This is a genomic window from Mesorhizobium sp. WSM4845 (genome assembly GCF_055811455.1).
Genome location: NZ_JBVVQA010000053.1, coordinates 1 through 26554, shown reverse-complemented (window position 1 = coordinate 26554; position 26554 = coordinate 1). Strand labels below are relative to the sequence as shown.

The 26554-nt window shown below is 64.1% G+C and carries 22 protein-coding genes and 1 pseudogene; 11 read left to right on the top strand and 12 right to left on the bottom strand.

What is annotated here, in order from left to right:
- Positions 1 to 350 precede the first annotated feature (350 nt).
- Both AC0L2C_RS32990 and AC0L2C_RS32985 read right to left on the bottom strand, forming a co-directional pair.
- On the bottom strand, positions 351 to 1817 hold the full coding sequence (locus tag AC0L2C_RS32990; RefSeq protein ID WP_128175246.1) for an ROK family protein: 1467 nt from the start codon (positions 1815 to 1817) through the stop codon (positions 351 to 353).
- A gap of 269 nt (positions 1818 to 2086) precedes the next feature.
- Entirely contained in the window at positions 2087 to 2992 is a 906-nt protein-coding gene (locus AC0L2C_RS32985) for a tagatose-bisphosphate aldolase (protein ID WP_128175244.1), read from the bottom strand.
- A 283-nt stretch (positions 2993 to 3275) separates the two neighbouring features.
- Here AC0L2C_RS32985 and AC0L2C_RS32980 point away from each other — a divergent pair, with 283 nt between their 5' ends.
- From AC0L2C_RS32980 to AC0L2C_RS32960, 5 genes are all read left to right on the top strand, one after another.
- On the top strand, positions 3276 to 4181 hold the full coding sequence (locus tag AC0L2C_RS32980) for a sugar-binding transcriptional regulator (RefSeq protein ID WP_023800329.1): 906 nt from the start codon (positions 3276 to 3278) through the stop codon (positions 4179 to 4181).
- A gap of 467 nt (positions 4182 to 4648) precedes the next feature.
- Positions 4649 to 5629: an ABC transporter substrate-binding protein gene (locus tag AC0L2C_RS32975; protein ID WP_128175240.1), complete on the top strand. Its 981-nt coding sequence runs from the start codon at positions 4649 to 4651 to the stop codon at positions 5627 to 5629.
- 96 nt (positions 5630 to 5725) lie between these two features.
- Positions 5726 to 6778 (top strand): ABC transporter permease subunit, encoded by a 1053-nt coding sequence (locus AC0L2C_RS32970; protein ID WP_027156329.1) that lies wholly within the window; start codon positions 5726 to 5728, stop codon positions 6776 to 6778.
- Positions 6771 to 7526, top strand: a complete 756-nt coding sequence (locus AC0L2C_RS32965) for an ATP-binding cassette domain-containing protein (protein WP_128175238.1) — start codon at positions 6771 to 6773, stop codon at positions 7524 to 7526. The genes AC0L2C_RS32970 and AC0L2C_RS32965 overlap by 8 nt, the downstream gene beginning before the upstream one ends.
- A gap of 491 nt (positions 7527 to 8017) precedes the next feature.
- Positions 8018 to 8260, top strand: a complete 243-nt coding sequence (locus AC0L2C_RS32960; protein ID WP_027156330.1) for a DUF768 domain-containing protein — start codon at positions 8018 to 8020, stop codon at positions 8258 to 8260.
- 170 nt (positions 8261 to 8430) lie between these two features.
- Here the strand turns inward: AC0L2C_RS32960 and AC0L2C_RS32955 are convergent.
- Positions 8431 to 9550, bottom strand: a pseudogene (locus AC0L2C_RS32955) (DmpA family aminopeptidase).
- Positions 9551 to 9559: 9 nt separating this feature from the next.
- A complete protein-coding gene (gene xseA, locus AC0L2C_RS32950; protein ID WP_128175236.1) occupies positions 9560 to 11125 on the bottom strand; it encodes an exodeoxyribonuclease VII large subunit in 1566 nt (521 codons plus the stop codon).
- Positions 11126 to 11240: 115 nt separating this feature from the next.
- Between xseA and AC0L2C_RS32945 the strand changes: the two genes are divergently transcribed.
- The gene (locus AC0L2C_RS32945; RefSeq protein WP_473525400.1) at positions 11241 to 13454 is read left to right on the top strand and encodes a putative bifunctional diguanylate cyclase/phosphodiesterase; all 2214 of its coding nucleotides are present in this window, start codon (positions 11241 to 11243) and stop codon (positions 13452 to 13454) included.
- A gap of 3 nt (positions 13455 to 13457) precedes the next feature.
- Here AC0L2C_RS32945 and AC0L2C_RS32940 read toward each other — a convergent pair whose 3' ends face one another.
- On the bottom strand, positions 13458 to 14408 hold the full coding sequence (locus AC0L2C_RS32940; RefSeq protein WP_023800337.1) for a LysR substrate-binding domain-containing protein: 951 nt from the start codon (positions 14406 to 14408) through the stop codon (positions 13458 to 13460).
- 176 nt (positions 14409 to 14584) lie between these two features.
- Here AC0L2C_RS32940 and AC0L2C_RS32935 point away from each other — a divergent pair, with 176 nt between their 5' ends.
- Positions 14585 to 14875: a DUF1127 domain-containing protein gene (locus tag AC0L2C_RS32935; RefSeq protein ID WP_023800338.1), complete on the top strand. Its 291-nt coding sequence runs from the start codon at positions 14585 to 14587 to the stop codon at positions 14873 to 14875.
- 152 nt (positions 14876 to 15027) lie between these two features.
- Here the strand turns inward: AC0L2C_RS32935 and AC0L2C_RS32930 are convergent, their stop codons facing one another.
- The 4 genes from AC0L2C_RS32930 to AC0L2C_RS32915 all read right to left on the bottom strand — a co-directional run bounded on the left by AC0L2C_RS32930 (position 15028) and on the right by AC0L2C_RS32915 (position 19119).
- Positions 15028 to 15915, bottom strand: coding sequence for a DUF937 domain-containing protein (locus tag AC0L2C_RS32930; RefSeq protein WP_023800339.1), 888 nt, complete (start codon positions 15913 to 15915; stop codon positions 15028 to 15030).
- Between the two features lie 114 nt (positions 15916 to 16029).
- Positions 16030 to 17403, bottom strand: a complete 1374-nt coding sequence (locus AC0L2C_RS32925) for a glutamate--cysteine ligase (RefSeq protein ID WP_023800340.1) — start codon at positions 17401 to 17403, stop codon at positions 16030 to 16032.
- Positions 17404 to 17660: 257 nt separating this feature from the next.
- On the bottom strand, positions 17661 to 18395 hold the full coding sequence (locus tag AC0L2C_RS32920) for a 16S rRNA (uracil(1498)-N(3))-methyltransferase (protein WP_023800341.1): 735 nt from the start codon (positions 18393 to 18395) through the stop codon (positions 17661 to 17663).
- 31 nt (positions 18396 to 18426) lie between these two features.
- Entirely contained in the window at positions 18427 to 19119 is a 693-nt protein-coding gene (locus AC0L2C_RS32915; RefSeq protein WP_287225463.1) for a hypothetical protein, read from the bottom strand.
- A gap of 86 nt (positions 19120 to 19205) precedes the next feature.
- On the opposite strand from AC0L2C_RS32915, the gene AC0L2C_RS32910 reads away from it, so the two are divergent.
- Together AC0L2C_RS32910 and AC0L2C_RS32905 are read left to right on the top strand one after the other, a co-directional pair.
- The gene (locus AC0L2C_RS32910; protein ID WP_023800343.1) at positions 19206 to 19904 is read left to right on the top strand and encodes a type 1 glutamine amidotransferase; all 699 of its coding nucleotides are present in this window, start codon (positions 19206 to 19208) and stop codon (positions 19902 to 19904) included.
- Positions 19905 to 20177: 273 nt separating this feature from the next.
- Positions 20178 to 20318, top strand: a complete 141-nt coding sequence (locus tag AC0L2C_RS32905) for a hypothetical protein (protein ID WP_023800344.1) — start codon at positions 20178 to 20180, stop codon at positions 20316 to 20318.
- Positions 20319 to 20323: 5 nt separating this feature from the next.
- Here the strand turns inward: AC0L2C_RS32905 and AC0L2C_RS32900 are convergent, their stop codons facing one another.
- The 3 genes from AC0L2C_RS32900 to AC0L2C_RS32890 are packed head-to-tail and all read right to left on the bottom strand — an operon-like array spanning position 20324 to position 23122.
- Positions 20324 to 21106: a metallophosphoesterase gene (locus AC0L2C_RS32900; protein ID WP_051407863.1), complete on the bottom strand. Its 783-nt coding sequence runs from the start codon at positions 21104 to 21106 to the stop codon at positions 20324 to 20326.
- A 26-nt stretch (positions 21107 to 21132) separates the two neighbouring features.
- Positions 21133 to 22269 (bottom strand): alpha-hydroxy acid oxidase, encoded by a 1137-nt coding sequence (locus AC0L2C_RS32895; protein ID WP_023800346.1) that lies wholly within the window; start codon positions 22267 to 22269, stop codon positions 21133 to 21135.
- A gap of 49 nt (positions 22270 to 22318) precedes the next feature.
- Positions 22319 to 23122, bottom strand: coding sequence for a FadR/GntR family transcriptional regulator (locus AC0L2C_RS32890; RefSeq protein ID WP_127318954.1), 804 nt, complete (start codon positions 23120 to 23122; stop codon positions 22319 to 22321).
- Positions 23123 to 23319: 197 nt separating this feature from the next.
- Here AC0L2C_RS32890 and AC0L2C_RS32885 point away from each other — a divergent pair, with 197 nt between their 5' ends.
- Both AC0L2C_RS32885 and AC0L2C_RS32880 read left to right on the top strand, forming a co-directional pair.
- Positions 23320 to 24642 (top strand): DUF3422 family protein, encoded by a 1323-nt coding sequence (locus AC0L2C_RS32885; protein WP_287225466.1) that lies wholly within the window; start codon positions 23320 to 23322, stop codon positions 24640 to 24642.
- Positions 24643 to 24931: 289 nt separating this feature from the next.
- Positions 24932 to 26428, top strand: coding sequence for an FAD-linked oxidase C-terminal domain-containing protein (locus AC0L2C_RS32880; RefSeq protein WP_473525399.1), 1497 nt, complete (start codon positions 24932 to 24934; stop codon positions 26426 to 26428).
- Positions 26429 to 26554: the final 126 nt, after the last annotated feature.

The window sequence follows — 26554 nt, the reverse complement described above, 5'->3', positions numbered from 1 at the left end:
TCAAAATCAGGCCTGATAGCATAGTGCTTATCGGCATCGATACGAAGAGACCGGCCTTCAGATCAGCAAGCTGATCTTGAAGGATTCTGGCCTCCAGCGCGTTTTCTTTCTTTAGGGCCATAGACCAGTCGGTTCGCTTCCCATGCCGATTCGCAACGTAAGCTTATGCAAGCCCACTGAAGGACGGGTTAACTACTCATTGTATCAGCCTTCTGCGAGGCCTTTGTATGAATCCTCCTTATTTGTGCGGTGATAGAGAACATGGATGGGCAGCATCCTGACGCTCGGGAATAACTTAAGGCGCGTCGCATGCATCCGTTCAAACGCGACGTGCTTAGGGGCTGCGCTGCCTACCTGTCAGCCGCAATCGTCGCCTGCAGCCATTGCGTGATGGCGTCGAAAGCGATCGGTCTGGTCGTGTCGACGTCAAGCAGCGGTCCGCGCCGCAGCGGCTCGGCGCGCTTGGCCAGTTCGATCAGTTCGGGGATGTAGGCCGCGCCGGGATGGCCGGCGGGACGCTGGTCGAGCCTTGCGCGATAGCGCTCGGCCAGAACCTCGCCGGGCGCATGGCACCAGATCTCGGCGGTCTGCTCGACGCCGGCGCTGCGCAGGTGATCCTCGAGCACCTGGCGCGGTTGGAAGCCGAACCAGGCGTCGATGACAAATATGGCGCCCGCCGGGGCCTCGCCGACGACCGACCAGATGGCCTGGTAACTGGCGCGGCCGAGTATGCGGTTGAATTCGCGATCGCCGCCGCCGAGCACTTCGAGGAACGGGTTCTTGATCGTATCGAGCGCCAGCAATGGCCAACCCATGTGCGCGGCGATGCCGCGCGAGACCGTGCTTTTGCCGCTGGCGGGGATGCCGTTGACGAGCACGGCGCGCCTGGTGCGATCGAGCCGGGCGGTCGGCAAGGATACTGGCGAGGCTTCTGCAACTTCTGATTGTGCAACTCCCGGTTGCTCGGCGAGCGCTTGCAGACCGGCGCCGATGACCCCGGCGTCGTCACCCAGTTGCGCCGCTTCCACCGGGCATTGGTACCAGGGCGCCAGGGCAGGAGCCCTGGCAAGCGCCCGATGGGCCGCCAGGCCAAGTCCGCCGCCGAGCAGCACCAGGTCGGGGTCGAACATGGCCACGGTCGTGTCGATTGCCGCACGCAGCGGCCCGGCCCAGGCTTCCAATATACCGCGCGCCAAGGGATCGCCGCCCGCATCCCGGGCAAAAAGCTGATCGACCGAAACGTCCGGACCGAGGCCTGCCCGCGCGATGTGACGGCCAAGTGCGGTACCTGAGCTTGTGGTTTCAACGCAGCCGCGCCGGCCGCAGACGCACGCTTCGCCTGATATGTCGACGGTGATATGGCCGAGCTGCCCCGCCGTCCCCTTGCCGCGGACGATCCGCCGATCCTGGACCACGGCACCGCCAATGCCGGTCCCGATCGTGAACATGACGATGCTTTCATGGCCTCTGGCGCCGCCGAGGGCCATTTCCGCGACCAGTGCCATGTTGCAGTCATTGTCGATCACCACGGGCTTGCCCGCCAGGCTTTCCAGTCGTTGCGCAGGGGAGACCGAGGCGAGGTTGACATAGCCCCCTGACAAGACCGCGCCAAGCCGCGCATCGACGCGGCCGGGGACGCCGATGCCGATGGCCGCAACTTCGGGACAATCGAGCCGGCGTACCATTTCGGCGATCCGGGAGAGCACGAGTTCGGGGTCCGGCGCGCTTTTCTCGGAAATGCGCTCGAGGATTTCGCCCGTGCCGGAAACACGGGCAGCGCGCAGATTGGTGCCGCCGATATCGATTCCTATGGCCATCGAACCAGAGCCTGTTCCATTTCGACTAAATCGAAATGGGGCTCTATCTTGCTGTTTGACCATGATCTTCTCCGAAAACCGGTCCCCACTTGTCGGGATCATGGTCAGAGGCATGACGTCCCGTGCGTGCCTGGTGTGAACGTCGGATAGCTACAGCGCCGCGCATCCTGGTGCGCACAGGACGCTATAGTACTTTGATTTGCGCATGATCCTTTTCGAAGATCGACTTCGATTTTGCATCCGCGGACCTTCGGTTCGGGGTCATCGTGCTAAGCGGCTTTCTGCCGGTAGTTTCCGATCACCGCCTGAAGCTCGCGCAATCTCGACACCGCGATAGTCCTGAGCCTTTCACGCTGAATGTCACGGTCGAGCGAGATGCAGTCCTTCCACAGCGACCGGCCGGCGATGACGCCTGACGCGCCGTTCCTCATCGCGATCTCGACCTGGCCCAGGAAGGTTGCATGGTTGACGCCGGCGGAGAGGACCGCCCAAGGCACCTCGCCAGCCATGCTGCTGATCCTGGCGCAGGCTTCCGGCGTTCCGGGATAAGGAAGCTTGAGCACCTTTGCCCCGCATTCCAGCGAAGTACGGGTGCCCTCTTCGACGAGCCAGGGGATCTTGGCCGTATACTCTTCATGGCTTTCCGCTTCGAGTTGATAGGTCAGGAACTCGACGACGAGCAGGAGGTCCTCTTGCGCGAAGTCGGCGATGCATTGGCGCAGAATGGCGACATTATGCTCGTTCGCCTCAGGCCTGTCGGGCCTGAAATAGACCATGATCTTGCCGCCGGTGCCGCCGAGCTCGCGCACGCGGCGCGCGCCGATGCCGGGAACGAGACGCGACAGGCGGTAGCCGGCAGGCGAGACGTCGAAGCCCGAAGCGTCGAGGCCGATGAGCAGAGCCGTATCGCGGCTCAGCACCCCGTCATCGACAACCCGCGGCACCGCGCAGAGCGGGTCGAGCAGCACGCAGGATGCCTGGCTGGCGAGGTATCGCGTGATGTCCGACTTGGTGTCGCCCAGCATGTCGTCGGTGATCTTGGCCTGTTCTTCAGGGTCCGCCGCAAGCAAGCTTCGCATGCCGCCGCGCTGGTCACAGGCGATGGCCATCATCGCCCCGTCCTTGCCGCATATCTGCTGGTAGCCGCGCAACTCTGCGGTCGTCATCTTTGTCATGGGTCTTCTGTCCGATGTTGGCGCCCATTCACCGGGGCGCAGATCAGTGGAAACAAGAAAGGTTCAGTTTTACCTGCCTCCCGACAGGAGGTTTGCCGCTTTGCTGCGCTATCGGACCGAGAAATTCGGCCTTGGCCGCAATCTGCCGTGGAAACCAGCCCACGTTGCGAGTCAGCCGGATTTGCGCGATAACTCCCATCGGTCGATGGGTCTGTAACACATTGCTGAAAGGAATTGCAAGCTGTCTGCACCTCCCGCACAAGATGCAGCCGCATCGCGGACGATGCTGCATACGGTCGCCAAACTGCACTATGAGGCGGACATGTCGCAGGTCGATATCGCGCGGCGGCTTGGCGTCTCCACCGCGACAATATCGCGCCTCCTGCAGCGGGCGAGAGCGGAGGGCATCGTGCGGATCGAAGTTCTCGATCTTGCAACCCCCGAAGGCATCACCACGCAACTGGTTGAGGCACTCGGGCTGCGTGACGCGGCGGTCATCGAAACGCCGTCAGCCGGTGCGCTGGCGGCGCTCGCTGCGCCGCTCGGCGCCTTGCTCAAGCAAGCGGGACTGACGGCCGGCAAGGTCGTCGCCATCGGCTGGGGGCGAGCCATTCGCGAGGTGATCCAGGCAGGCCTGCCGCGCATTCCCGGCGTTCTTACCGTCGCTGCCACCGGCGGCATGCAGCAGCAGGCGGCGCATTTTCAGATCAACGAGTTTGTGCGGCTGGCCGCAGAAGAGCTGGGCGGGACGCCGCATTTCATCCATGCGCCCTATCTGCCGTCGTCCGAATTGCGTGAGGTCTTCCTCGGCGATGCGGCCATCCGCGACAGCGTCGCGCTTTGGGACCGGACCGACGTTGCGATCGTCGGCATCGGCCTGCCCCATGCCATCAATCCGCCCGAAGCGAGCGCGGCCACGCTGAGCGAACAGGCCCTGTTTCATGCGGCGGGAGACGTCATCCGCCACTACTTCGACGCCGAAGGCAAGCTCATCCCGTGGGAGGGGGAGGGCCGGATGATCGCAATGTCGCCGGCCCAGCTTCGAGCCGTCCCGCTGGTGATCGGCGTTGCCGCCTCGCCGGAGAAGGCGAAGGCGATCATAGGTGCCGTCCGCGCCAGGCTCATCAATGCTCTGGTGACGGACACGAAGACGGCCCAGGCCATTCTCGAGGCTCTCTTGCCCCGATAATGCTGGGCACGCCGATACGTGACATCGGCACAGCTGATCGATTCCGGACCGATCGACACCCAACCCGCAGCCGCGAAATCATCGCCGCAAAATCATCAGTTGTGTCGTCAAGGCGTTGGGGCAATAGTCTGCGGGAGGGGCTCTGCGGAGCAGACAGATGGTGTCCGGTTTGAAAGCGTTTCGACCCCGGAAATGTGCGGTTGCAATTTCTTTCAGCAAAGTGTTACAACATTGCAGCTAGGCAAGCATGCGAGCCGAGCGGCGCAGTTTCCTGCACCTTGCGGAGGCTCGTAACGGGACTGCGCAGCAGGCTGGTCGGTTTCGACGGTCGATTTAATGACTGGGGCGCTTGGGAGGAGGCTGCCCCATAACAGCAAGCAGGCGAAACCCGCTTCTCGCCGCCAGCACTTCACAGAGCCGGGACGACTCGCAACGGCAAAATCTGCCAACATTAGGAGGAGGATGTTATGAAGAAGATTGTTGCCGCTCTGGCGGCTCTCGCCATCTGCGCAGCGGCGCTGGTCACGCCCGCATTGGCGCAGGACAAAAAATACACCATTGCGCTCATTCCGGGTCTTACCACCGACGGCTTTTACATCACCATGCGCAAGGGAGCCCAGGCGGCAGCCGATGCCCTTGGTGTGACCCTGGTTTTCCAGGGCGCCCCGGATTTCAATCCGGTAACGCAAGTCCCCGTGCTTGACGCGGTCATCGCCAAGAAGCCGGATGCCATCCTGATCGCGCCGACCGACAAGGTTCAATTGGTCGAACCCCTGCGCAAGGCCCATGACGCCGGCATTCCGGTGATCACCGTCGACACCTTCATCGGCAGCGGCGTCTACCAGACCGGCGCCGGCGAGGCGGATTTCCCACTGTCCTATATTGCCTCCGACAACATTCTGGGCGGCGAGATCGCCGCGCGGGCATTGGCCAAGGCCATAGGCGACAAGGGCAAGGTCTACGTTTCGAACGTCAAGCCCGGCATTTCGACCACCGACCAGCGTGAAGAGGGCTTCAAGAAGGAGATGGCGGCCAACCATACCGGCATCACCGTTCTCGAAACCCAGTTCAACGACAATGACGCCAACAAGGCCGCCTCGCAGCTGCAGGCTGTGTTCGCGCGCAATCCCGATCTCGTCGGGGTGTTCGGCGCAAACCTGTTCTCGGCGCTTGGCGCGGCGAATGGCGTCCAGCAGGCCGGGCAGACCGGCACCGTCAAGGTCGTGGCGTTCGACGCGCCGACCAGCATTGCCGACAACATCAACTCTGGCCTTGTCGACGTCGCGATTGCCCAGCATCCCGCGGAAATCGGCTATTTCGGCGTCGTGTCGGCCTATGCCCATCTGACCGGCCAGTCGATCCCGGTTGCGATCGGCACCGGCTTTACGATCATGGACAAGGCCAACATCGCCGACCCGAACATCTCGAAATACCTCTATTCCGAATAAGTCCAGCCAGTCTCCTTCCGGCCTGCCGGAAGGAGACCTGCGCCGGGTCGCTTTGACCCTGTTTGTCGGAGGCCGCTCTGCGGATCGGAACCATCCATGACTTCAACATCACCAACCGAAACGCATGTCGCTCCTCAGGCGGATCACGGTGATCCGGCCAGGAGCTGGCTCGCACGCATCGCCGAAGGGCGCGCCTGGCTGTTCCTTGCGGGCCTGATCATCTGTTTCGAGGTCTGGTCGAGGCTCTCCTTCGGCGCGACCTTCGTGCTCAACCCGTTCAACGTGCAGTCCATTGCGATATTCGCCGTGGCGCCGTTGCTGCTGGCGACCGGGCAGACCTTCGTCATCATTTCGGGAGGCATCGACCTCTCGCTGGGTTTCATCATGGGTCTCGCGGCCGTCGTCGCCGCCCACGCTACGAATATGGCTGGCGTCGCCATGCCGGTGCCTCTGGCCATGATGTTGGGCATCCTGGCGGCCGTGATCGTCGCCGGCGTGCCTGGCGTCATCAATGGCTTGCTGATCTCGCGCCTCAGAATTCCCCCTTTTATCGGCACGCTTGGCATGTTTGGCGTGGCGCGCGGCGCTGCGTTCCTGCTGGCCGGCGGCACGACGGTGCCGGTCCAGAATTCCTGGTTCGCGCTGCTTGGCAACGGCAGGTTCTACGGGGTGCCTTATCTCGTCATCATTGCCGCCGTCTTTGTCGTGGTGATGCACTACATCCTGAGCCAGACCCGGTTCGGCCAGCATAACTACGCCATCGGCGCCAATGTGCAGGCGGCGCGCCGCGCCGGCATCGACATCAGGGGCCACATCCTGCGCCTCTACGTGCTTTCGGCGATGTGCGCCGGCCTCGGGGGCGCGCTCTATGCAGCGCGCTTCACCGCGGGCGCCGCCCAGGCCGGCGAACCCTTGCTGCTGGACAGCGTGGCAGCCGTGGTAATCGGCGGCGCCAGCCTGTTCGGTGGCTCAGGCACCATCTTCGGGACGGTCGCCGGCGCCTTGGTCATCGCGGTCATTCAATACGGGCTGGTTTTCGTCAATGTCGAGCCGTTCTGGCAGTTCATCGCCGTCGGCCTCGTCATCATTATCTCCGTCCTTATCGACCAGGCGCAGCGCCGGTTCAGTGGAGCTCGCCAGGATGAATAGTTCCGAACAAACCGCCCCCCTCCTCGAAGTCCGGCACCTTTCCAAGCATTTCGGCGCGGTACAGGCGCTGAACGATTTCTCCATGGCCGTGCGGCCGGGCGAAGTGGTGGCGCTGGCCGGCGACAACGGCGCCGGCAAGACGACGCTGATCAAGGCGATATCGGGCGTCTTTCAGCCGACCGGCGGTGAAATTCTGCTGAGGGGGCAGCCGGTCACCTTCGCGACGCCGCAGGAGGCGCGCGAAAAAGGCATCGAGACCATTTATCAGGATCTCGCTCTCGCCGACAATTTGTCCATCGGCGCCAATATCTTCCTCGGGCGTGAACCCATGCGCAAGGCTTTCGGTTTCTTGCCGGTGCTCGATCGCAAGGCGATGGCCGTCGCCGCCAAGCAGACGATGGGACGGCTGGACTTCCATGTCAGCCGGCTCGACGCCCCGGTCAGCAATTTCTCCGGCGGTCAACGGCAGGCCGTTGCCATCGGCCGGGCCGTCTACTGGGATGCGCAGATCCTGATCATGGACGAACCGACCGCGGCCCTCGGGGTGCCGGAGCAGCGCAAGGTCATCTCGCTCATCCACCAGCTCAAGGCGCAAGGCCGGGGAGTGATCTTCATCTCGCACAATCTGCAGGACATTTTCGCCGTTTCCGACCGTATCGTCGTGCTGCGCCGCGGCATCCAGGCCGGCGAGCGCAAGATTTCGGAGACTAATCATGACGAAGTCGTCAAGCTCATGGTTGGCGGATAGGCCGAGCGCCCGCCCGATTTCCGGCGAAACATGCTCGCCCCGACGGTGACAAAATGCCATCCAGATACGCTCGGCGCGGCGGAAGGAAGCAGGACGGCGAGCAGGGTCGACATTGCCTGAGGATGTCACTATATAGCGGCGGCTTTGGCCGCGTATCCTAGGGTTGCGCAGCGAATGGCGCCGCAAACGTGCCGCGTAATGTGATACCTATTGTCATACAAATTGACTGGTTTGCCGGAAAATAACAAGTAGAAACAATGGCGCGATCCGGGACCTGATCCCAGCCAACGGTACCAGTCTGCTCAGGAAAATAGAATCTCCTTCAGAATTAGAATGTGCTCCTTGAACCTTCGATTTCCGTCAGCCCTGTGGAGCTTGGGCAAGATCGGCTTGCCGGGTGACGGCGACTCGGTTGGAATAGGAGCGTGCATCTTTTCGGGGATGCCGGCGTTTATGATTACCAACCGGCGCAGCCGCCAGGGAACAGCAGCATGAGCGAACACGCGATCGAGTTCTTGCAGGAGTGGATCGGCGAAAAGGTCCACTGCCAGTCCTCGCTGGACAGGATCGAGGAGCAGGCCGAGACCCTCGCCAAGGAATGCGCGGCGAAGGCTGCTGAGGCCGGCATACCGCTGGAGGATATCCAGGAAGAGGTCGGCGACATTCAGGAACTTATCGCGTCGAGGCTGGAAGAGGCGGCTGAGGCCGACCAGGACGAAAAGAATTCGGACTAATGCATGTCGCCCAAAAGTGCGCAGCGGTTTTGGGATAACGACATGCATAAAACAAAGAACTAAAGCGCGTCGCATGAATCCCTTCAAACGCGACGCGCTTTAGCGAGTGACATGCCGACCCGGCAAAAGGCGTCTATTCACCTGTGCGATGCGTGACACGCCACACAGTTCTACTTTCTCTGCCTAGCCCCGAATTTGCTCTTGAGCCATGCCTTTGGCAGCGCCGGCACGAAATTGCCGTCGCGCCCGGTCATGTCGTCATTGGCGGCCAGCGCATTGAGGATAGCTTCCTCCACACTCCCGATCACGGCGTCGAAGAACGGGTCGATGTCGGTATCCGGGATAAAGTCGGCGCTGGCGATGCGGCCTGACGGCGCAATCGCCGCCTCGCGGTTGGCGGTCGAAAAGGCCAGGAAAATATCGCCCGAGCTGTGATAGCCGAAGCCGCCGGTCATGGCGACGCCGAGCGGCATCCGGCGTGCCAAGCGCTTCATCTGATGCGGCAGCAACGGCGCATCGGTGGCGACGATCCCGATGATCGAGCCCTTCTCGGCGCGCGGCGTGCTTTCGTGGATCGCCGGTGCCACGAGATCGGGCCCGGCGCGCAGGCCGCGAATGGTAAAATTGCTCCGCGTGCCGAAATTCGCCTGCACGAACGCGCCGACCGTGTAGCGCCGGCCGTACCATTCGACGAGGCGCGATGCCGTGCCGGAGCCTGCCTTGAAACCGAAGGCGATCATGCCGGTGCCGCCGCCGACGCTGCCTTCCTCGATCGATCCGCTGGTCGCGCCATCGAGGGCCGCGGCGACATGCTCAAACCCGAGATGGTGGCCATTGATGTCGTTCAGGAAGCCGTCATAGGTCTCCGCCGCCACCGGCAGGCCCCAGCCGCTGTCGAGCGCGGCCGGCAGCACGCGCTGCATCCAGCGCAGCGTTCCGTCGCGTGAAACGCCGCAGGATGGTGATCGGAAAATCGAAGGCACCGGTTTCCTCGATGATGTGCGAGCCGGTCAATTCGCCATTGCCGTTCTGGCCGAAAATGCCGGCAAACACCGGCGTGGCCAGTTCGGCGCGCGGTCTGGGCAGGATGGCGGTCACGCCGGTGCGCACCGGCCCCTCGCCGACCACCAGCGCACCTTCGCCCGAAATCAGCGTCGAATAACCGACCGCAACGCCAGCCACATCGGTGATCGCGTTGAACGGTCCGGGCGTTCCGTCAAAACGAATGCCGAAGGCTCGCGCACGCGGCCTGCCGGAAGGCGTCGTCTGGTGATGTGGATTGCCGGAAATCATCGGCACTCAAAAGAGCGAGCCTTGGCTGCCAGGCTCCTTGGCTTTGGCGGCCGGCTTTGCAACAGTTTTCGGCCGTGCCGCGCCGCTGGTCGCAACCGCATCGGCGGTTCCGTCGGCGAACTCCAGCGAAAGTGCCATCCCCGGCGCCACTTCCGCCGCTTGATTGATCACTGCGCCGTCGGCATCTTTCACCAGGGCGAAGCCGCGCGCCAGCACCGCCTTGTGCGACAGCGTCGCCAGCAGCCGGTCGGCCTGGGTCAGTTTCCCGCGCAAACGCTCGAGCCGCACCGAAATCACCCGGTCCTGCCGCCGCGACAGCGCCGTCAGGGCATCTGCCTGCAATTTCTGCCGCCTTGCGAGCGGCGCCGGCGACAGCCGCGCCGCGGTGCGCGAAAACCGCGTTCGCCGCTCGCGCACGATGGCGAAGAACGCCGCTTGCGCGCGGCCAAGGTCGCGGCCGGCCAGTGTGCGGGCCTCGTTCATGCGTCGCGACAGGGTGGCCGGCGTCAGCCGCTGCGCCTGAAGCCTGGCTCGCTTGCGCTGGACGCTGACGGACAGCGCTCGGCCAAGCCGGCTCGTCGCCTCGTCGAAACGCCGGCGCGGCAATGCCAGCAACTGGTCGGGCGAGGGCAGCGCCCGGGTGGCGGCACGCACCGCCTGGCGCTTGCGCTCGAAATTGCGCGACACCGCGGCCTTGAGCCGCGCACCAAGGCCGGCAAGCGTCACTTCGAGGTCGGCGCGTACGGGCACGGCGATTTCGGCGGCACCCGTCGGTGTCGGCGCCCGCACATCCGCCGCCAAGTCGATCAGCGTCCAGTCCGTTTCATGGCCGACGGCGGAAATCACCGGAATGCGCGAGGCGGCGACGGCGCGGGCCAGCGCCTCGTCATTGAACCCCCAAAGATCCTCGAGGCTGCCGCCGCCGCGCGCCACGATCAGCAGGTCGGGCTGCGGGATGACGCCATCCTGCGCCAGTCCGTTGAAGCCGTTGACGGCGGCGGTCACTTCGGCGCCGGCCGTTTCGCCCTGCACTCGCACCGGCCAGACCAGCACATGCAGCGGAAACCGGTCCTTGATCCGGTGGATGATGTCGCGAATGACAGAGCCTGTCGGCGAGGTGACGACGCCGATGACGCGCGGCATGAACGGCAGCAAGCGCTTGCGGCCGGCATCGAACAGGCCTTCGGACTGCAGCCGGCGCTTGCGCTCTTCCAGCAGTGCCATCAGCGCCCCGGCGCCGGCGGGCTCCAGATTGTCGATGACGATCTGGTAGGTGGATTTTCCGGGATAGGTGGTGAGCCGGCCGGTGGCGATCACCTCCATGCCTTCTTCCGGGCGGAACTTCAGCCGGCCCATCGTGGTCTTCCAGACCACGGCGTCGAGCCGTGCGCGGTCGTCCTTGAGGCAGAAATAGGCATGGCCCGAGGAATGCGGTCCGCGATAGCCTGATATTTCGCCGCGCACCCGCACATTGCCGAAGACGTCCTCGACCGTGCGCTTCAGCGCGCCGGAAATCTCGCTGACCGTGTATTCGGTGGCGTTGGTACGTGATTCGGATGCAGCGTCGCTCATTGGCCGATTGGGGGGCGGTTGTTGGCCGGCGTCAAGGCCGTCGCTCGTAGCCGATGTCATAACTCGATCTTAACCCGATCTGATGACTGTGCGGAAAAGAGAGTGGCCAGGACGCATGAGCCGTCGTCTTCAACGCAGCCCATTAACGTTCCAGGTCACGCTGACGGTGATGGCGCTTGCCATTTTCGCGCTTGCCATGGTCGTCGGCTTTGGCTTTTACGCCACTGTGCAGGCGGATAGCGTCTCCCTCGAGCGGCAGAAAATCCTTTTCGCCAACGGCATGCGGGACCGGATGGCGGCGGTGGATCGCGAGCAGGAAAGCATCGCAGTCTGGGACGATTCCGTCATCAATGCCAAGGCCGGCAACGTGGACTGGATGATCGATAACATCAGCGTCTGGATGTATTCCTACTATGGGCATGATCGGGTCTATGTACTGGATGCCGCCGATCGTCCGGTCCATGCGATGCGTGATGGAAACGTGCTGGCGCCGGCGCGTTACAGCGAGGATGAACCGGTTCTGTTGCCCACGGTCGAAAGGGTGCGCCGGTTGATCCGCGAGCCGGCGAAAGAAGACCTGGCCGGCGGTCCGGTCAAATTGGCCGCAGGGGATCTGGTGGAGCTTGACGGAAAACCTGCCATCCTCAGCATCATGCCGCTGGTGCCGAGTTCCGACCGCGTCATCCAGACGCCTGGCAGCGAATACCTTCATATCTCGGTGGACTTCATCACCGACGCGCTGCTGGCCAAGATCGCCGGGCAATATCTGTTGGCGGGCGCCCGCCTGCTGCCGTTGTCGCAGCCGGTCGGCGGGGCTGCCATTCCGCTGGTCGACTCACACGGCGTCATCCTGGCTTATGCCGGCTGGGATCAGGAGCGGCCCGGCAGCGCGCTTGTGCGCGAGGCAGGGCCGGCCCTGATCGGTGGCGCGCTGCTCGCGGCAGGTGTCCTGGCATTCCTGCTGCGCCGCCTCCGCCGTGCATCGTCGGCGCTGCAGACCAGTCAGGCCGAGGCGCAGTATCTCGCCTTCCACGACACGCTCACCGGCCTTCCCAACCGGGCGCTGTTCGAGGACCGGCTCCGGCGCGCTTTGCTCACGGCCAGTCACGAAACAGCCAAAGTGGCGCTTCTTTATCTCGACCTCGACCGTTTCAAGCATGTCAACGACACGCTTGGCCATCCTGCCGGCGACGAGCTTGTCCGCCAGACCGCCGCGAGGCTCCAGCAGGCAATCCGGGAGGTCGACACGGTGGCACGGCTCGGCGGTGATGAGTTCGCCATGATCCTGATTGATGTTGACGACATCCGAGGCGCCGAGGATGTTTCGGAGGGTCTGCTTCAAAAGCTGCGGGAGCCGTTCAAGCTGGCCGACGACCAGGTTTTTGTCAGCGCCAGCATCGGCATAGCATTGTCGACCGGTCCGGATGCCGATGCGGACGACTTGCTGCGCAAGGCCGATATCGCGCTTTATGAAGCCAAGAAGAACGGCCGCGGCCGCTACCAGGTCTTTGCCGGCGACATGGACGACCTGCTGTTGCGCAAGCGCCAGGTTGAGAGCGAGCTTCGCCATGCCCTGAATGGCGGAACCGGGATCAAGCTGGCGTATCAGCCGATCTTTGCGGCGGACGGCAGCACGATCCTCGGTGCCGAGGCGCTGATCCGCTGGGGACATGAGGTCCACGGTGGCTTGCCGCCGGCACAATTCATCGCCATCGCCGAAGAACGTGGCATGATCGGCCAGCTTGGCAAATGGGTGCTGCAAGAGGCTTGCCGCTTCGCTGTCGGCACCGAATTGCCTTGGGTGGCCGTCAACGTGTCGCCGCTGCAACTGCGCGACGCCGGTTTCGCCGAGCAGCTTGCGGCGGTTCTCGCCGAGACCGGATTGGCGCCAGGGCGCCTGCAGCTCGAGATCACCGAGGGCGTGCTGTTGGACAACAACGATACGACCAGGACGGCTCTGGCTGCCTTGCGCCGGTCGGGGATCGCCATAGTGCTCGACGATTTCGGCACCGGCTATTCGTCGCTGAACTATCTGCGCCGCCACGCTATCGACAAGCTCAAGATCGACCGCTCCTTCGTGAACCTCCTCGGCCGCGACGAGAGTTCAGCGGCGATCGTCAGGGCGCTTGTCGATCTTGCCGACGCTCTTAACGTCGGCGTCACCGCGGAAGGCGTGGAGACCGAGGAGCAAAAGGCGCTGCTCGTCGCCATGGGCTGCCGAGAGTTTCAGGGCCATCTGCTGTCGCTGCCGCTGGAGCCGGCGCAATTGCTGCGGCTGGCCGGCCTTTTGCCTGGCAAGGACAGCACGCCGGCAGCAGTTTCCGCCTGATCCTTACCAGCCCGGCACGATCTGGTTCGGCTTGCCCCGCTTCATCTTCGAAAAGGCTGCGAAGTCGAAGCTTCCCGTCTCTTCGCCGAGCGGCACGGAAATATTGTCGAGGCTTTCCGAAATGTGACGGGCCAGCGCGTCGACGATCTCCGGCCGCGACGTCTGGCCGCGCATGATGCCGATGCGGCAATCGGGCAGGGCGCCGAATCCGTCGGCGTCGCCCAGCACCCGCATGCCGGGGCGCAGCGCGCATTCCGGCAGCACCGATATCGCCAGGCCGGAAAGCACCGCGGCGGTGATGACGGTCGCCGAGAAGCTGGTGAACAGGATGCGGTAGTCGCGGTTCTGCCGGTCGAGCACGTCGACCGCGGCCCGCCGCCAGATGCAGTTCGGCCGGCCGAAGGCCATCGGCAGAACGTCCTGTTCATGCGTCGCATGGTTGGCCGAAGTCACCCACAGCAGCGGTTCGCGCCGCACCACTTCCGACTGGCCGTGCGCGTCACTATGCGTCACCAGTGCCAGATCGAGATTGCCACGCTTGATATGCTCGACCAGCCCCGGCGTCGGCTCGCAGATCACGGTCAGTTCGACACGTGGGTTGGAACGGGCGAAGCGGGCCATGATCTCGGGCAGGAAGCGATCGGCATAGTCGTCCGGCGTGCCGATTCGGATCGTGCCTTCGAGCCGCCGGTCGTCGAAGGCGGCCAGCGTTTCCCGATTGAGGAACAGCAACCGTCTTGCGTAGGAGAGCAGCCTGTCGCCTTCCTCGGTCAGCCTGTTGGTGCGCCCGTCCTTTTCGAACAGCGGCTTGCCGATCCGCTCCTCCAGCCGGCGCATCTGCATGGACACCGCCGACTGGGTCCGATGCACCGCTTCCGCCGCGCGGGTGAAGCTGCCGGTGTCGACGATCGAGACGAAGGTCTGCAATTGATCGAGATCGAGTGGCGCTTTCATCGGTCCCATCCATCACTAGTGTTGATGTTAAAGATTAGAAACATTCGTTGGATTAATCAATCGAACGATGGCAAATTTACGACTGTCCACATGACAGCATGTGAATCGGGACCGGAACGGCCGCTGTTGCCAGCGCCGATCGCGCGTCCTCGTCCGTTCGAATGAAGGAGACTGACATGGCTACGTTTGATTTCGCCACCGAGACTTCGCGCATCACGTCGCGTCCGGCTATTGCGACGCGCGTGGTCAACACCATCTCCAGCGTCTATCGCGCCTGGAAAAACCGCCGCGCCTTCTATCGCCTTGGCGAGATGTCGGACGCCGAACTTGCCGACATCGGCTTGACGCGAGCCGATCTCCACGTCGCCATCGACGTGCCGTTTGGCCGCGATCCAACCGAGAGGCTTCGCATTATCGCAGCCGATCGCACAGACACGATCGAGGATATTGCCCGCAAAGTGACCTGATCGATGGTTGCGTGCCCTTAGGGCGCGCGGTGCTTGGATTTCGCAGGCTCCCACTCCCTGCCGGTTTCCCCGCCGGCCCGCCTGCGCACTGCCCGGTCCTCCCAAGGATCGGGCATTTTTCTTTTTGAAATCAGCCGAATGCCAGCTTCACGCTACCGCCGGTCCATGCCTCGCTTGAACTGATCGAAGATCGACTCCATGCCCTTCTGGTAGTCGTCACGCTGCTGCGCACCTGCCTCGAACATCTTGCCGAACAAATCGTCGAACGGATTGCGTGGCCTGCCGCTCGGATTGGTCTGCGGCTGCGGCGTTTCGCGCTGCTGCGGCGCCTGACGCGGCTGCGGCTGCTGCGCGCCGCCGCCGAACATGTCCTGCAGCACCTTGCCGAGCGGATTGTCGCCGTAGGGATTGGGCGCCTGCCGCGGCTGACCCTGCGGCTGCTGCGCACCACCGAACATGTCCTGCAGCACCTTGCCGAACGGATTGTCCATCGGGCCGGGCTGCGGCGCCTGGCGCTGTTGCGGTGCCGGTGCGCCGCCACCGGCCTGCCGCATCATCTGCTCGATGATCTCGCCGAGCGGATTGCTGCCGCCGCCGAATCCGCCTGCTGCCTGCATCTGATTTGTGGTCTGCTTGAACAGGCCACCCATCATCATCGAAGCCACGACCGGCAACATCTGCTGCAAGATCTGCTGGCTGACGCCGCTCGCCTGCGCTGCCTGGCTGGCAACGGCGCGGGACAGGTCTTTCGAGCCGAACAGATGGCCAAGAATGCCGTTGCCTTCATCGACGCCCTGCGGCGAGAAGGCCCGGCCTGCGTCCTCGAAATATTTGGCGTGCTGGCCGCTGGCCATTGCCGTCATGAACGCGCCGAGCCCGTACGGGTCGGAGGTGCTGCGCTTCAGCCCCTGTGAAAAGGCCGGCAGCAGCGCCTCGACCGCCGATTGCGCTTGCTGCTGCGAAAGGCCGAACTGTTGGGCCAGGGCCTGCATGCCGTTACCGTTCTGCGCCTGCGCCAGAATGTCGAACAAGGAAGCCATTGGTTTTCTCCTCGGGAAAATCCTCGTAGAAGAGCCTACCGCATCGGCCCGAAAATCGGAATCGATTTCGGAAAGCGCGTTTCCCGAACTGTCAGCCAAGCCGATAGCAAACGGCTAATACGCATACTCCATGAACACCGGCTCGATCGAGCCGCCCCAGCGCGTATGATAGGCGGAGAGCAGTTCCTCGGCGCTGGTGGTGCCGCGCGCGATGACTTCGTCCAGGGTGCTGAGGAACGACGTTTCGTCGTAGCCGTCGCGGTTCTTGCGGCCGCGGTTCTTCAGCCCCATGCGCGAGATGACGAGCACGTCGCGGGCGATCTCGCGCAGTGTCGTATTGCGGAACGGCGCCGAAATGCCCTGTTCCGGCACGGCGTTGCGCATCGCCAGCACCTCTTCATAGCTCCAGCTTGAGGTCAGCGCCTCGGCCGCGTCGAGCGCCGCCGCGTCGTAGAGCAGCCCGACCCAAAAAGCCGGCAGCGCGCAGATGCGCCGCCATGGTCCGCCATCGGCGCCGCGCATTTCAAGGAAACGCTTCAGTCGCACGTCGGGGAACAGCGTCGACAAATGGTTCGCCCAATCGCCCATCGTCGGCAGCCCGTCAGAAATCTCGTTGCGGGCCGCACCTGCCATGAACTGGCGGAAGGAGACGTGCGTCATGTCGTGGTAGTGGCCGTCGCGGATGACGAAGTACATCGGCACGTCGAGCGCCCATTCGACATAGTCGGCGAAGCCGAAATCGGGCGAGAAGCAGAAGTCGAGCAGTCCCGAGCGCTGATTGTCGGTGTCGCGCCAGATGTCGCCGCGCCAGCTCTGAAATCCGTTGGGCCGGCCCTCAGTGAACGGCGAGTTGGCGAACAGCGCCGTCGACAGCGGCTGCAGCTTCAGCGACACCTGCATCTTGCGGCGCATGTCGGCCTCGCTCTCGAAGTCGAGATTCACCTGGATGGTGCAGGTGCGGTACATCATGTCGAGGCCCTTGGTGCCGACCTTGGGCATGTAGCGGGTCATGATCTCGTAGCGCGACTTTGGCATTTTTGGCGTCTCGGCCAGCGACCATTTCGGGCTGCCGCCGAGCCCGAGGAAGCGGATGCCCATCGGCTCGGCGATCTCGCGCACCTGCGCCAGATGCGCATTGCCCTCGCGGCAGGTCTGGTGGATCGTTTCCAGCGGCGCGCCGGACAGTTCGAATTGGCCGCCGGGCTCCAGCGAAATCGCGCCCCGGCCGGTCGGCTCGACCAGGCCGATGATGCGGCCGGCATCCATGATCGGATCCCAGCCGAGTTTTTCCTGCATGCCCTCAAGAATGGCGCGGATGCCGTGCTCGCCGCCATAGGGCACCGGCGCATTGCCGTCGACATAGAATGGAAATTTCTCGTGTTCGGTGCCGATGCGCCATTTGTCGCGCGGCTTGTTGCCTTCAGCCAGGTGCTCGACAAGCTCGTCGACGCCTTCGATCGGCCGGAAATCGGTTGTGTCGCGCGCCATTACAAGTCCTCTAGCACATGACCCCGAAAATCGGCTTCGATTTTCGGAAAGGATCATGTGCCCAATCAAGTGCTACAGCGTCCTTTGCGCGTCCGAAAGGACGCGCGGCGCTGTAGGTGGTCGGACGACCGCCGGCGCTAGATGGACGAAATGTCAGTAGGCGATCAAGCGAAAAATCCTGAGCCACAGGGTAACTGGAATTGATTGGCTGCTTCTTCCTTCTCCCACAAGGCCCACAAGGGGAGAAGGGAAGTGCCTCACCAGTCTCCGATTGTCGCCTGTATCACCGCCAGCGCCGCCACAGCAGCCGTATCGGCGCGCAGGATGCGCGGACCGAGAGGAATCGCGGTTACGAAAGGCAGCTCCCGCAGCATCCTTCGTTCCTCGTCGGAAAATCCGCCCTCGGGGCCGACCAGCAGCCCGAGCTTCTTCTCCCGCACCGCCTGCAGCGCCGGCAGCGGATTGTTGGTGGAAGCATCCTCGTCGCAGAAGATCAACCGCCGCTCTTTGTCCCAGCCGGCCAGCAGGCGCTCGATTTTTTCCGCTTCGCGCACTTCCGGCACCGCAAGGATGCCGCATTGTTCGGCGGCCTCGACGACATTGGCGCGCAGCCGTTCGATGCCGGGCTTTGCCACCTGCGTGTGCTGGGTAATGACCGGCTGCAGGACGCCGGCGCCCATCTCGACCGCCTTCTGCACCAGATAGTCGAGCCGACCCTGCTTAAGCGGCGCAAAGCAGTAGACGAGATCGGGCAGCGGCGGCTGCGGCCGCTGCAATGCCAGCACCTTCAGCCGCACCGTCTTTTTGGACCTGGCGGCGATAGAAGCCGACCATTCGCCGTCGCGGCCGTTGAACAACAGGATTTCGGCGCCCTCGCCGAGCCGCAGCACATGCATCAGGTAATGGCCCTGCTGCGGGCTCGCCTCGAACTCGATATCCGGTCCGAGGTCGTCCGGCACGAACAGCCGCTGCATCTTGTAATTGGCGCGCATCGCCGAGGAATGGGCGAGCCGGCTCTTGGCGTCAAGTCTCGGCCGACGGATGCCACACTGGCAAATAGCCTTGCCTCAGCACGGCAACGGTGGTCGCCGGCGTGAGCAGGCGGATTGGACGGTCGGCAAAACCGCCGAACCCCACGGGATCGCCGTCCACCGGATCGCCCCCCACACGATCACCATAGCCTGCGAACGACCAGCGCAGCGCCTTGCCGCCGCGCATCGCATAGGCATTGCCGCCGTCCGCAACCATGGCGCCGTCCGGCAACCCGGCAAGCTCTTCTACGGATACGACCGGTGCCTGCCCACCCGACGCCGGCCGCTCCCTATGCAGCCGCTTATCGACCTGCGGTGCGCGCGGCGCGGCAATGCCGAAGGCCATGCCGAAGCGCCGGACGAAGTCCCTGGCCCGCTCGCGCCGGCAGAAGAAGCAGGGCCGATGCCCGGCCGAGAGTGCGGTCACCTCGTCCAGGAAAAACAATTCGGTCCAGCCGGTCTTGCCCACCGATTGGTCGTCGCTTTGCCTGTTGCGGCCCATCGGCTCGCGCCGCACATCGCGGAATCCGCATACGCAGATGATCCAGGCCTGCAGCGCCCAGCGCTTTTTCAGCAGCGTCTTCGTTTCGGGGTCATGGATGATGCCGCGATTGCCCATGAACAGGCCGCGCTCCGGCACGGCGTGGATGACGCCGAACGGGTCGACCCGATTCTGCAGTGGCATAGCTTTCTCCCCGAATACGTATCTTGGCCGGAATGACGGCGGCATGATATCGCTCGTCGCATCGTTTTCATGTCAGCAGGTTTTCGATGCGGGTGCTGGTGGTCCAGAATTTCGACAGCGAGGGCCTTGGCCAGATCGGCGCAGCGCTTGTCGAGGCAGGCGCCGATATCGATCTGCGCCGGCCCTATGGTGGCGAGATGCTGCCGCAGGACAGCGCTGCGCACGACGCCATGGTCGTGCTCGGCGGCGCCCAGAATGCGCTGGACGACGAGATCTGCCCGTATTTTCCTGAATTGCTCGACCTGACGCGCGATTTCGCCGGCAAGGATCGCGCCGTGCTCGGTATCTGCCTTGGCAGCCAACTGGTGGCGCGCGCCTTCGGCGGCGAGAACCGGATCGGCGGCGCCTCGGAATTCGGCTGGCACAAGGTCTCGCTCACGCCGGCGGCGACGGCCGATCCGGTGCTCGCAGCGCTGCCCGAAAATTTCCCGATCTTCGAATGGCACGACGACACCTTTGTCTTGCCCGAAAATGCCGTGCGGCTCGCCGGCAACGAAGTCGCCGAGAACCAGGCGTTTCGCATCGGCCGTGCCGTCTATGGCTTTCAGTTCCATTTCGAGGCGGACGGGCCGATGGTCCGCGACTGGAGCGCATCCTTCGCATCGCTCATTGCCGAGCGGCACCCGGACTGGAGCGATCGGCTCGAGTACGAAATGGCCCGCCACGGAGCGGCTGCCGACGCCGCCGGGCTGGCCATCGCCCGCGCCTGGGTGGCGACGATCTGATCAGTCAGTACCGACGTTGCATATTTGGCACGCCGGCAAAAATCCGCTGTGGACAGCATGTTTCGTGCTTGGCTTGTGACCGCCCGCCACCCTAGAAGGCACGCGCTCTGCATCATCCGTGCAACGCGATGAACCTTTTGGGTCACCCGCGCGACACATCGCCGATACAGAACATGCCTAAAAGCAGCGAAATCGTCGAAACTTTGAGACGCTTTTCCGTTTCAACCCATTCGTAACCCACCCCGTGCACAGATGCAGGAAGCTCAACAAGAGATGACGTCCGTGAAAGCAGCGCTTCTGTCCTTTGTCATGTTGTCGGCCATCTTCTTGTGCGGCCTCGGCACCTATGCCGGCGACGCAGCCAACAACCACAACGCCGTCGACGGCTACGGCGTCACCGCCGCGCTTCGCTAAGCGCTTTAACCCCTCTCGCCTGACACCACCAGGATACGCTTGTCGGCTCCGTCGACGACGAGCGCGCTGAGGTTTCCCGTCTGGTAGGCGAGCGTGTCGATATTGACGCGGTTGACCATCACCTCGGCCTCCGGCACCGGCGTGTGGCCATGCACCACGATTTTTGGATGCAGGCCGGAATGAGTGTGGAAGACATCGCGAATCCAGATCAGGTCCTGCGCACTCTGACTTTCCAGCGCAATGCCCGGCCGGATGCCGGCATGGCAGAAGAAGAAGTCGCCGAAGGTCAGTGAGAACGGCAGCGACTGCAGGAACTCGACATGGCTTTTCGGCACGGCCTCGACAAGTGCTGCATGGCCTTGCCGCAGTGCCGCCTCGGACCTGCCGAACCACGCGCCGCCACCTTCATTGAGCGCTACGCCATAGGATTGCGCGGTCTGGATGCCGCCGTAGCGCATGAAAAGCCCGTCCGCATCGGGAGTGTCGAGGAAGTCGAGGAAGCCGATGTCGTGGTTGCCGGCGAGCATCAGGTGGCGCGGGTCGCGTTTTCGCACTTCGATCAGGAAATCGATGACGCCCTTGGAGTCCGGGCCGCGGTCGACATAGTCGCCGAGATGGACGACACGCCAGTCGACCGGCCGCGCCTGGCTGATCTCGGCCGCAATCCGGCGGTACATGGCGGCGAGCAGGTCGAGCCGGCCATGCACGTCGCCGACCGCATAGATGCGCATGCCTTCCGGTCCGCGCGCGTCGAGAAAGTGGATGCCGAGGGCAGTCAATGCTTCCATCTCCGTGATCATGCCGCCACGGGAGTCTAACGCCGAAGCTGATCCTTGCCCATGTCAGTCACCAGACGCTTTCCGCACAGTGCAAGCGTTATGTCCATCTCCTTGCGGATGATTTCCAAGGCTTTGGTGACACCATCCTTGCCGAGCGCGCCGAGGCCGTAGAGGAAAGGCCGGCCGATATAGGTGCCCTTGGCGCCGAGACACAGCGCCTTCAACACGTCCTGGCCAGAGCGGATGCCGCCATCCATATGCACTTCGATCGTGTCGCCGACCGCGTCGGCGATTTCTTCCAGCACCGAAATCGACGACGGCGCGCCGTCGAGCTGGCGTCCGCCATGATTGGAGACGATGATCGCGTCCGCGCCGGTCTTGGCCGCCATCAGCGCGTCCTCCTTGTCGAGGATGCCCTTCAGGATCAGCTTGCCGCCCCAGCGCTCTTTGATCCAGGCGACGTCCTTCCACGACAGATGCGGATCGAATTGCTCCGTCGTCCACGACGACAGCGAGGTGAGGTCGCCGACGCCCTTGGCGTGGCCGACGATGTTGCGAAAAGTCCGGCGCTTGGTGCCGGCCATGCCAAGGCACCAGCCCGGCCTGGTCGCCACCTGCCAGACATGCTTCGGCGTGAAGCGCGGCGGCGCCGACAGCCCGTTGCGGATGTCCTTGTGGCGCTGGCCGAGGATCTGCAGGTCGAGCGTCAGCACCAGCGCCGAGCACTTCGCCGCCTTCGCCCTGTCGATGAGACTGAGGACGAAATCCTTGTCGCGCAGCACATAGAGCTGGAACCAGAACGGCTTCCTGGTCACCGACGCGACATCCTCGATCGAGCAGATGCTCATCGTCGACAGCGTGAACGGCACGCCGAATTCCTCCGCCGCCTGCGCCGCCAGCATCTCGCCGTCGGGGTGCTGCATGCCGGTCATGCCGGTCGGCGCCAGCGCCACCGGCATCGCCACCTTATCGCCGATCATGGTCGATTCCAGCGAGCGGTTGCTCATGTCGACCAGCACGCGCTGGCGGAACTTGATCTTTTGGAAATCCTCCTCATTGGCCCGGTAGGTGCTTTCGGTCCATCCACCGGAATCGGCATAATCGAAGAACATCTTCGGCACGCGGCGGCGCGCCAGGTCCTTGAGATCGGCGATGGTGAGGATCATGCTCATGGGTTTCCCGCTGATGGTTCGCTAGTTCGTCGTAATTCTTGGCCGTCTCTCACGAGCGTTTTCTTGCCGGCTCGCTGTCGCCGGCTTCTGAGCGCTGCATCAGCCTCAGCCGCGACACGCGTTGCCAGTCGCCGCTGCGCTCGGCCTCGGCCATGGTGCGTTCGACATGGGTGATGTGGTCCATCGCCGCCTGCCGTGCGGCCGCCGGATCGCCGGCCTTGACCGCTGCGTAGATCGCCCGGTGCTGCGAAAGCAGCGCCTCGCGCGCGCCCGGCACGTTGAACACCAGGAGCCGGTTCTGGAACACGCCCTCCGACAGCAGCCGGTAGCACGAGCGCAGCGTGTGCAACAGGATGATGTTGTGCGCGCATTCGCAGATCGCGTGGTGGAACTCGACGTCGATTTCCGCCTCGTCGTCGAAATTTCCGGTCCGGTGCGCCTCGTCCATGCGCGCCATGATGCGGTCGAGCAGCGCCAGATCGTCTGATGTGGCGCGCCGCGCCGCATACTCGGCCGCCACTGCCTCGATCTCGCGGCGGTATTCCAGATAGTCGGTCGCCGCCTTGCGGTGCATGGAGATCAAGTCCGTCACCGGCTTGGTGAACAGCTGGCCGATGACGTCGGCGACATGGGTGCCGCCGCCGGGCCGGGTCGTCAAAAGCCCGCGCCCCTCCAGCGCCTTCAGCGCATCGCGCAGGATCGGCCGCGACACCTCGAACCGGCGCGCCAGCTCGCGCTCGCCCGGCAGCCTGTCGCCGGTGCGCAGAACGCCTTCTAGGATTAGGCTTTCGATCTGCTGCACCACCTCGTCGGCGGTGCGGGAATGCTCGATCCTGGAGAAAATGTCGCTCAACGGGGATGGCCTGGGAATTGAACCGGTATGGCGCAGGATAAAGTCAGTGTCGGCAACTGGTCAAATTATTTATCCAGTTCGCCCGTTTGGCCGGGCCGACGTCGTCCCGGCATATCGCTTTCGGCTAATTTGTCGTTTGCGTGCCCCGGCGATTGGCTCTAGAGGGACGCGAGTGCACCAGGCCCGGGGGACCAGCCGTGGCAGATGACCCGTCCAATCCAAAATTCCAGCCGCGCGTCGAGGGCAGCGTCATGGGCTTTCCCGCGCATGAGGGACGGCCTGGCGCGCTCGGCGAGGTTCACGCCCGTCCGCATCCGCTGGTCGAGAAACCGCGCGTGCTGGTGCAGCTTTCGTTCATGACCGAAGCCGGATCCGGCGTCGACCAAGCCGTGCTTTCGGAATTGTCGCGGCGCCTCGGCATCGCCGCGCCTGACCCTCATGCCCGCCACCACGCGATGAAGTGGGGCAAGGGCTCGCTGCGCTGGGAACGGCACACGGAATTCTCCACCTATCTGTGGGAAGGACCGCTCTCGGAGAGCGGCCAGCGCCAGGAAGGTTCGCCTTTCGGCAACGGGTTTTCGCCGCCGGGAACGGTGATTTCCGGCATCAGGCTCGAAATCCGCAAATGGACGCAGGCGAGCGAAAGGCTGATCGCCGGCTTCGACCCGACCAGCCTGTGCTATTCGCTGGTCGAGCGCGGCAACGCCGCCATCGTCACCGATTTCCGCCAGGACGGTGACGGCATGACCCGCATGCTGGTACTCGACCGCGGCCTGACGCCGGCACGCACCGGCGCGCTGGCGCAGCGGCTGATCGATATCGAAACCTACCGCACGCTGGCCATGCTTGGCCTGCCGCTGGCGTTGATGCTGTCCGGTCGCGCGCGCCGCATCGAAGACAGGTTGGCGCAGACCACGCTGGAAATGAAGGTCGCCGAAACCCGCGACAACCAGACGCTGCTTGCCGACCTGACCGAGCTTGCCGCCGAACTGGAGGCCGATGCAGCCTCCAGCCTCTATCGCTTCGGCGCCAGCCGCGCCTATGACGGCATCGTCCGCGAACGGCTGGAGGCGCTGGAGGAAGAGGCGGTGCCCGGCTACGACACCTGGGGCGGCTTCCTGCAGCGCCGCGTCGCCCCCGCCATGCGCACCTGCCGTTCGGTCGAGGAGCGTCAGGCCAATCTGTCGACCAAGCTCACCCGTGCCACCACGCTGCTGCGCACCTGGGTCGACGTCGAGGTCGAGAAGCAGAACCGCGACCTGCTGGCGTCGATGAACAACCGCGCCCGCCTGCAATTGCGGCTGCAGCAGACGGTGGAGGGTCTCTCGGTCGCCGCCGTCTCCTACTACGTCGTCGGGCTCATCGGCTATCTCGCCAAGGGCGCCTCGATCTTCGGCCATGCCGTCGCGCCCGAGGTCGTCACCGCCGCCTCGGTGCCGCTCGCCATCCTGCTGGTCTGGTGGGGCGTGCGCCGAGTGCGCCGCCTGCACTCCGAACCCGCCAAGCCGGCAGGCGAGTAGGCAGGCAATCTCCCACCTTGAGGGGGAGATGTCGCCGAAGGCGACAGAGGGGTCGTCTCGCATGGAGCGCCAACCCCGTTTCGCGGCCGGACACGACGTCGGCGATTTACGTGAGACGCCCCCCTCTGGCCGCCATCTCCCCCTCGAGGGGGGAGAAAGTCAGCGCTTCCCTCTCGCCGACCCGCGCAAGATCGTCCCGGTATCGGCTTCCCTTTCGGCCAAAGCAGGATTTGCAACAAGCGCCTGCCGTTGGTAAAAGATTTTTACCAGTCGATCGAAGGAACTGTCGATGTCCGGCCTGCTGATGCCGAAGCCAGACGACGCCACGATGCGCCGGCGCGACGAGATCGTCGCCGATATGCGCATCATCGTGCCCGGCGAGGGCGTCGTCGACGCGGCCAATTCGATGCGCGCCTTCGAGAGCGACGGCCTCACCGCCTATCGGCAGTTGCCGCTGGTCGTGGTGCTGCCAGAAACGGTGGCGCAGGTCTCGCGCGTGCTGAAATATTGCAGCGACCGCAACATCCGCGTCGTGCCGCGCGGTTCCGGCACCTCGCTGTCCGGCGGCGCGCTGCCGCTGGAAGACGCCGTGCTGTTGGTGATGAGCAGGTTCAACCGCATCCTCGAGATCGATTTTCCCAACCGCACCGTCGTCGCCCAGCCGGGCGTCACCAATCTCGGGATCACCACCGCCGTCGAGCAGGAGGGCTTTTATTACGCCCCCGATCCATCTTCCCAGATCGCCTGCTCGATCGGCGGCAATGTCGCGGAGAATTCCGGCGGCGTGCATTGCCTCAAATACGGCCTCACCGCCAACAATGTGCTCGGGACCGAGATGGTGCTGATGAACGGCGAGGTGGTGCGGCTCGGTGGCAAGCATCTCGACGCGGAAGGCTACGACCTGCTCGGGGTGATGACCGGTTCCGAAGGGCTGCTCGGCGTCGTCACCGAGGTCACCGTGCGCATCCTGAAGAAGCCGGAGACGGCTCGCGCGCTGCTGATCGGCTTCCCGACCAGCGAGCAGGGCGGCCAATGCGTCGCCGACATCATCGGCGCCGGCATCATCCCGGGCGGCATGGAGATGATGGACCGCCCGGCGATCCATGCTGCCGAGGATTTCGTCCATGCCGGCTATCCCCTGGATGTCGAGGCGCTGCTGATCGTCGAACTCGACGGGCCGGGCGTCGAGGTCGATCATCTGATCGGCCTGGTTGAGGCAATCGCCTATAGGAACGGCTCGACCACATGCCGCATCTCGCAATCGGAGCAGGAGCGGCTGAGTTTCTGGGCCGGCCGCAAGGCGGCCTTTCCGGCGGTCGGCCGCATCTCGCCGGACTATTACTGCATGGACGGCACCATCCCGCGCAAGGAACTGCCGCGCGTCCTGCACGGCATGCGGGAACTCTCCGAAAAATACGGGCTCGGCGTCGCCAATGTATTCCATGCCGGCGACGGCAATCTGCATCCGCTGATCCTCTATGACGCCAACGTGCCGGGCGAGCTCGACAAGGCGGAAAGTTTCGGCGCCGACATCCTGCGGCTTTGCGTCAAGGTCGGCGGCGTGCTGACCGGCGAGCACGGCGTCGGCGTCGAGAAGCGCGACCTGATGCCGGAAATGTTCAACCAGATCGACCTCGACCAGCAGATGCGGGTCAAATGCGCATTCGACCCCAACCATCTGCTCAACCCGGGCAAGGTGTTTCCGCAGCTTCGCCGCTGCGCCGAGCTCGGACGCATGCACGTGCATCGCGGCCAGACGGCGTTTCCGGATATTCCGAGGTTTTGATGGTAGCGTCGCGGAATGGCGGTTCCTCGCCCCCGCAAAGCGGGGCAGAGGCGGGGGGGGGGGGGGGGGGGGGGGGGGGGGGGGGGGGGGGGGGGGGGGGGGGGGGGGGGGGGGGGGGGGGGGGGG

Coding starts and splice junctions, on each gene's coding strand:
- AC0L2C_RS32990 (WP_128175246.1), bottom strand. CDS start 1,817: ATGGCCATAGGAATCGATATCGGCGGCACCAATCTGCGCGCTGCCCGT.
- AC0L2C_RS32985 (WP_128175244.1), bottom strand. CDS start 2,992: ATGACAAAGATGACGACCGCAGAGTTGCGCGGCTACCAGCAGATATGC.
- AC0L2C_RS32980 (WP_023800329.1), top strand. CDS start 3,276: ATGCTGCATACGGTCGCCAAACTGCACTATGAGGCGGACATGTCGCAG.
- AC0L2C_RS32975 (WP_128175240.1), top strand. CDS start 4,649: ATGAAGAAGATTGTTGCCGCTCTGGCGGCTCTCGCCATCTGCGCAGCG.
- AC0L2C_RS32970 (WP_027156329.1), top strand. CDS start 5,726: ATGACTTCAACATCACCAACCGAAACGCATGTCGCTCCTCAGGCGGAT.
- AC0L2C_RS32965 (WP_128175238.1), top strand. CDS start 6,771: ATGAATAGTTCCGAACAAACCGCCCCCCTCCTCGAAGTCCGGCACCTT.
- AC0L2C_RS32960 (WP_027156330.1), top strand. CDS start 8,018: ATGAGCGAACACGCGATCGAGTTCTTGCAGGAGTGGATCGGCGAAAAG.
- xseA (WP_128175236.1), bottom strand. CDS start 11,125: ATGAGCGACGCTGCATCCGAATCACGTACCAACGCCACCGAATACACG.
- AC0L2C_RS32945 (WP_473525400.1), top strand. CDS start 11,241: ATGAGCCGTCGTCTTCAACGCAGCCCATTAACGTTCCAGGTCACGCTG.
- AC0L2C_RS32940 (WP_023800337.1), bottom strand. CDS start 14,408: ATGAAAGCGCCACTCGATCTCGATCAATTGCAGACCTTCGTCTCGATC.
- AC0L2C_RS32935 (WP_023800338.1), top strand. CDS start 14,585: ATGGCTACGTTTGATTTCGCCACCGAGACTTCGCGCATCACGTCGCGT.
- AC0L2C_RS32930 (WP_023800339.1), bottom strand. CDS start 15,915: ATGGCTTCCTTGTTCGACATTCTGGCGCAGGCGCAGAACGGTAACGGC.
- AC0L2C_RS32925 (WP_023800340.1), bottom strand. CDS start 17,403: ATGGCGCGCGACACAACCGATTTCCGGCCGATCGAAGGCGTCGACGAG.
- AC0L2C_RS32920 (WP_023800341.1), bottom strand. CDS start 18,395: ATGCGCGCCAATTACAAGATGCAGCGGCTGTTCGTGCCGGACGACCTC.
- AC0L2C_RS32915 (WP_287225463.1), bottom strand. CDS start 19,119: ATGCCACTGCAGAATCGGGTCGACCCGTTCGGCGTCATCCACGCCGTG.
- AC0L2C_RS32910 (WP_023800343.1), top strand. CDS start 19,206: ATGCGGGTGCTGGTGGTCCAGAATTTCGACAGCGAGGGCCTTGGCCAG.
- AC0L2C_RS32905 (WP_023800344.1), top strand. CDS start 20,178: ATGACGTCCGTGAAAGCAGCGCTTCTGTCCTTTGTCATGTTGTCGGCC.
- AC0L2C_RS32900 (WP_051407863.1), bottom strand. CDS start 21,106: ATGGAAGCATTGACTGCCCTCGGCATCCACTTTCTCGACGCGCGCGGA.
- AC0L2C_RS32895 (WP_023800346.1), bottom strand. CDS start 22,269: ATGAGCATGATCCTCACCATCGCCGATCTCAAGGACCTGGCGCGCCGC.
- AC0L2C_RS32880 (WP_473525399.1), top strand. CDS start 24,932: ATGTCCGGCCTGCTGATGCCGAAGCCAGACGACGCCACGATGCGCCGG.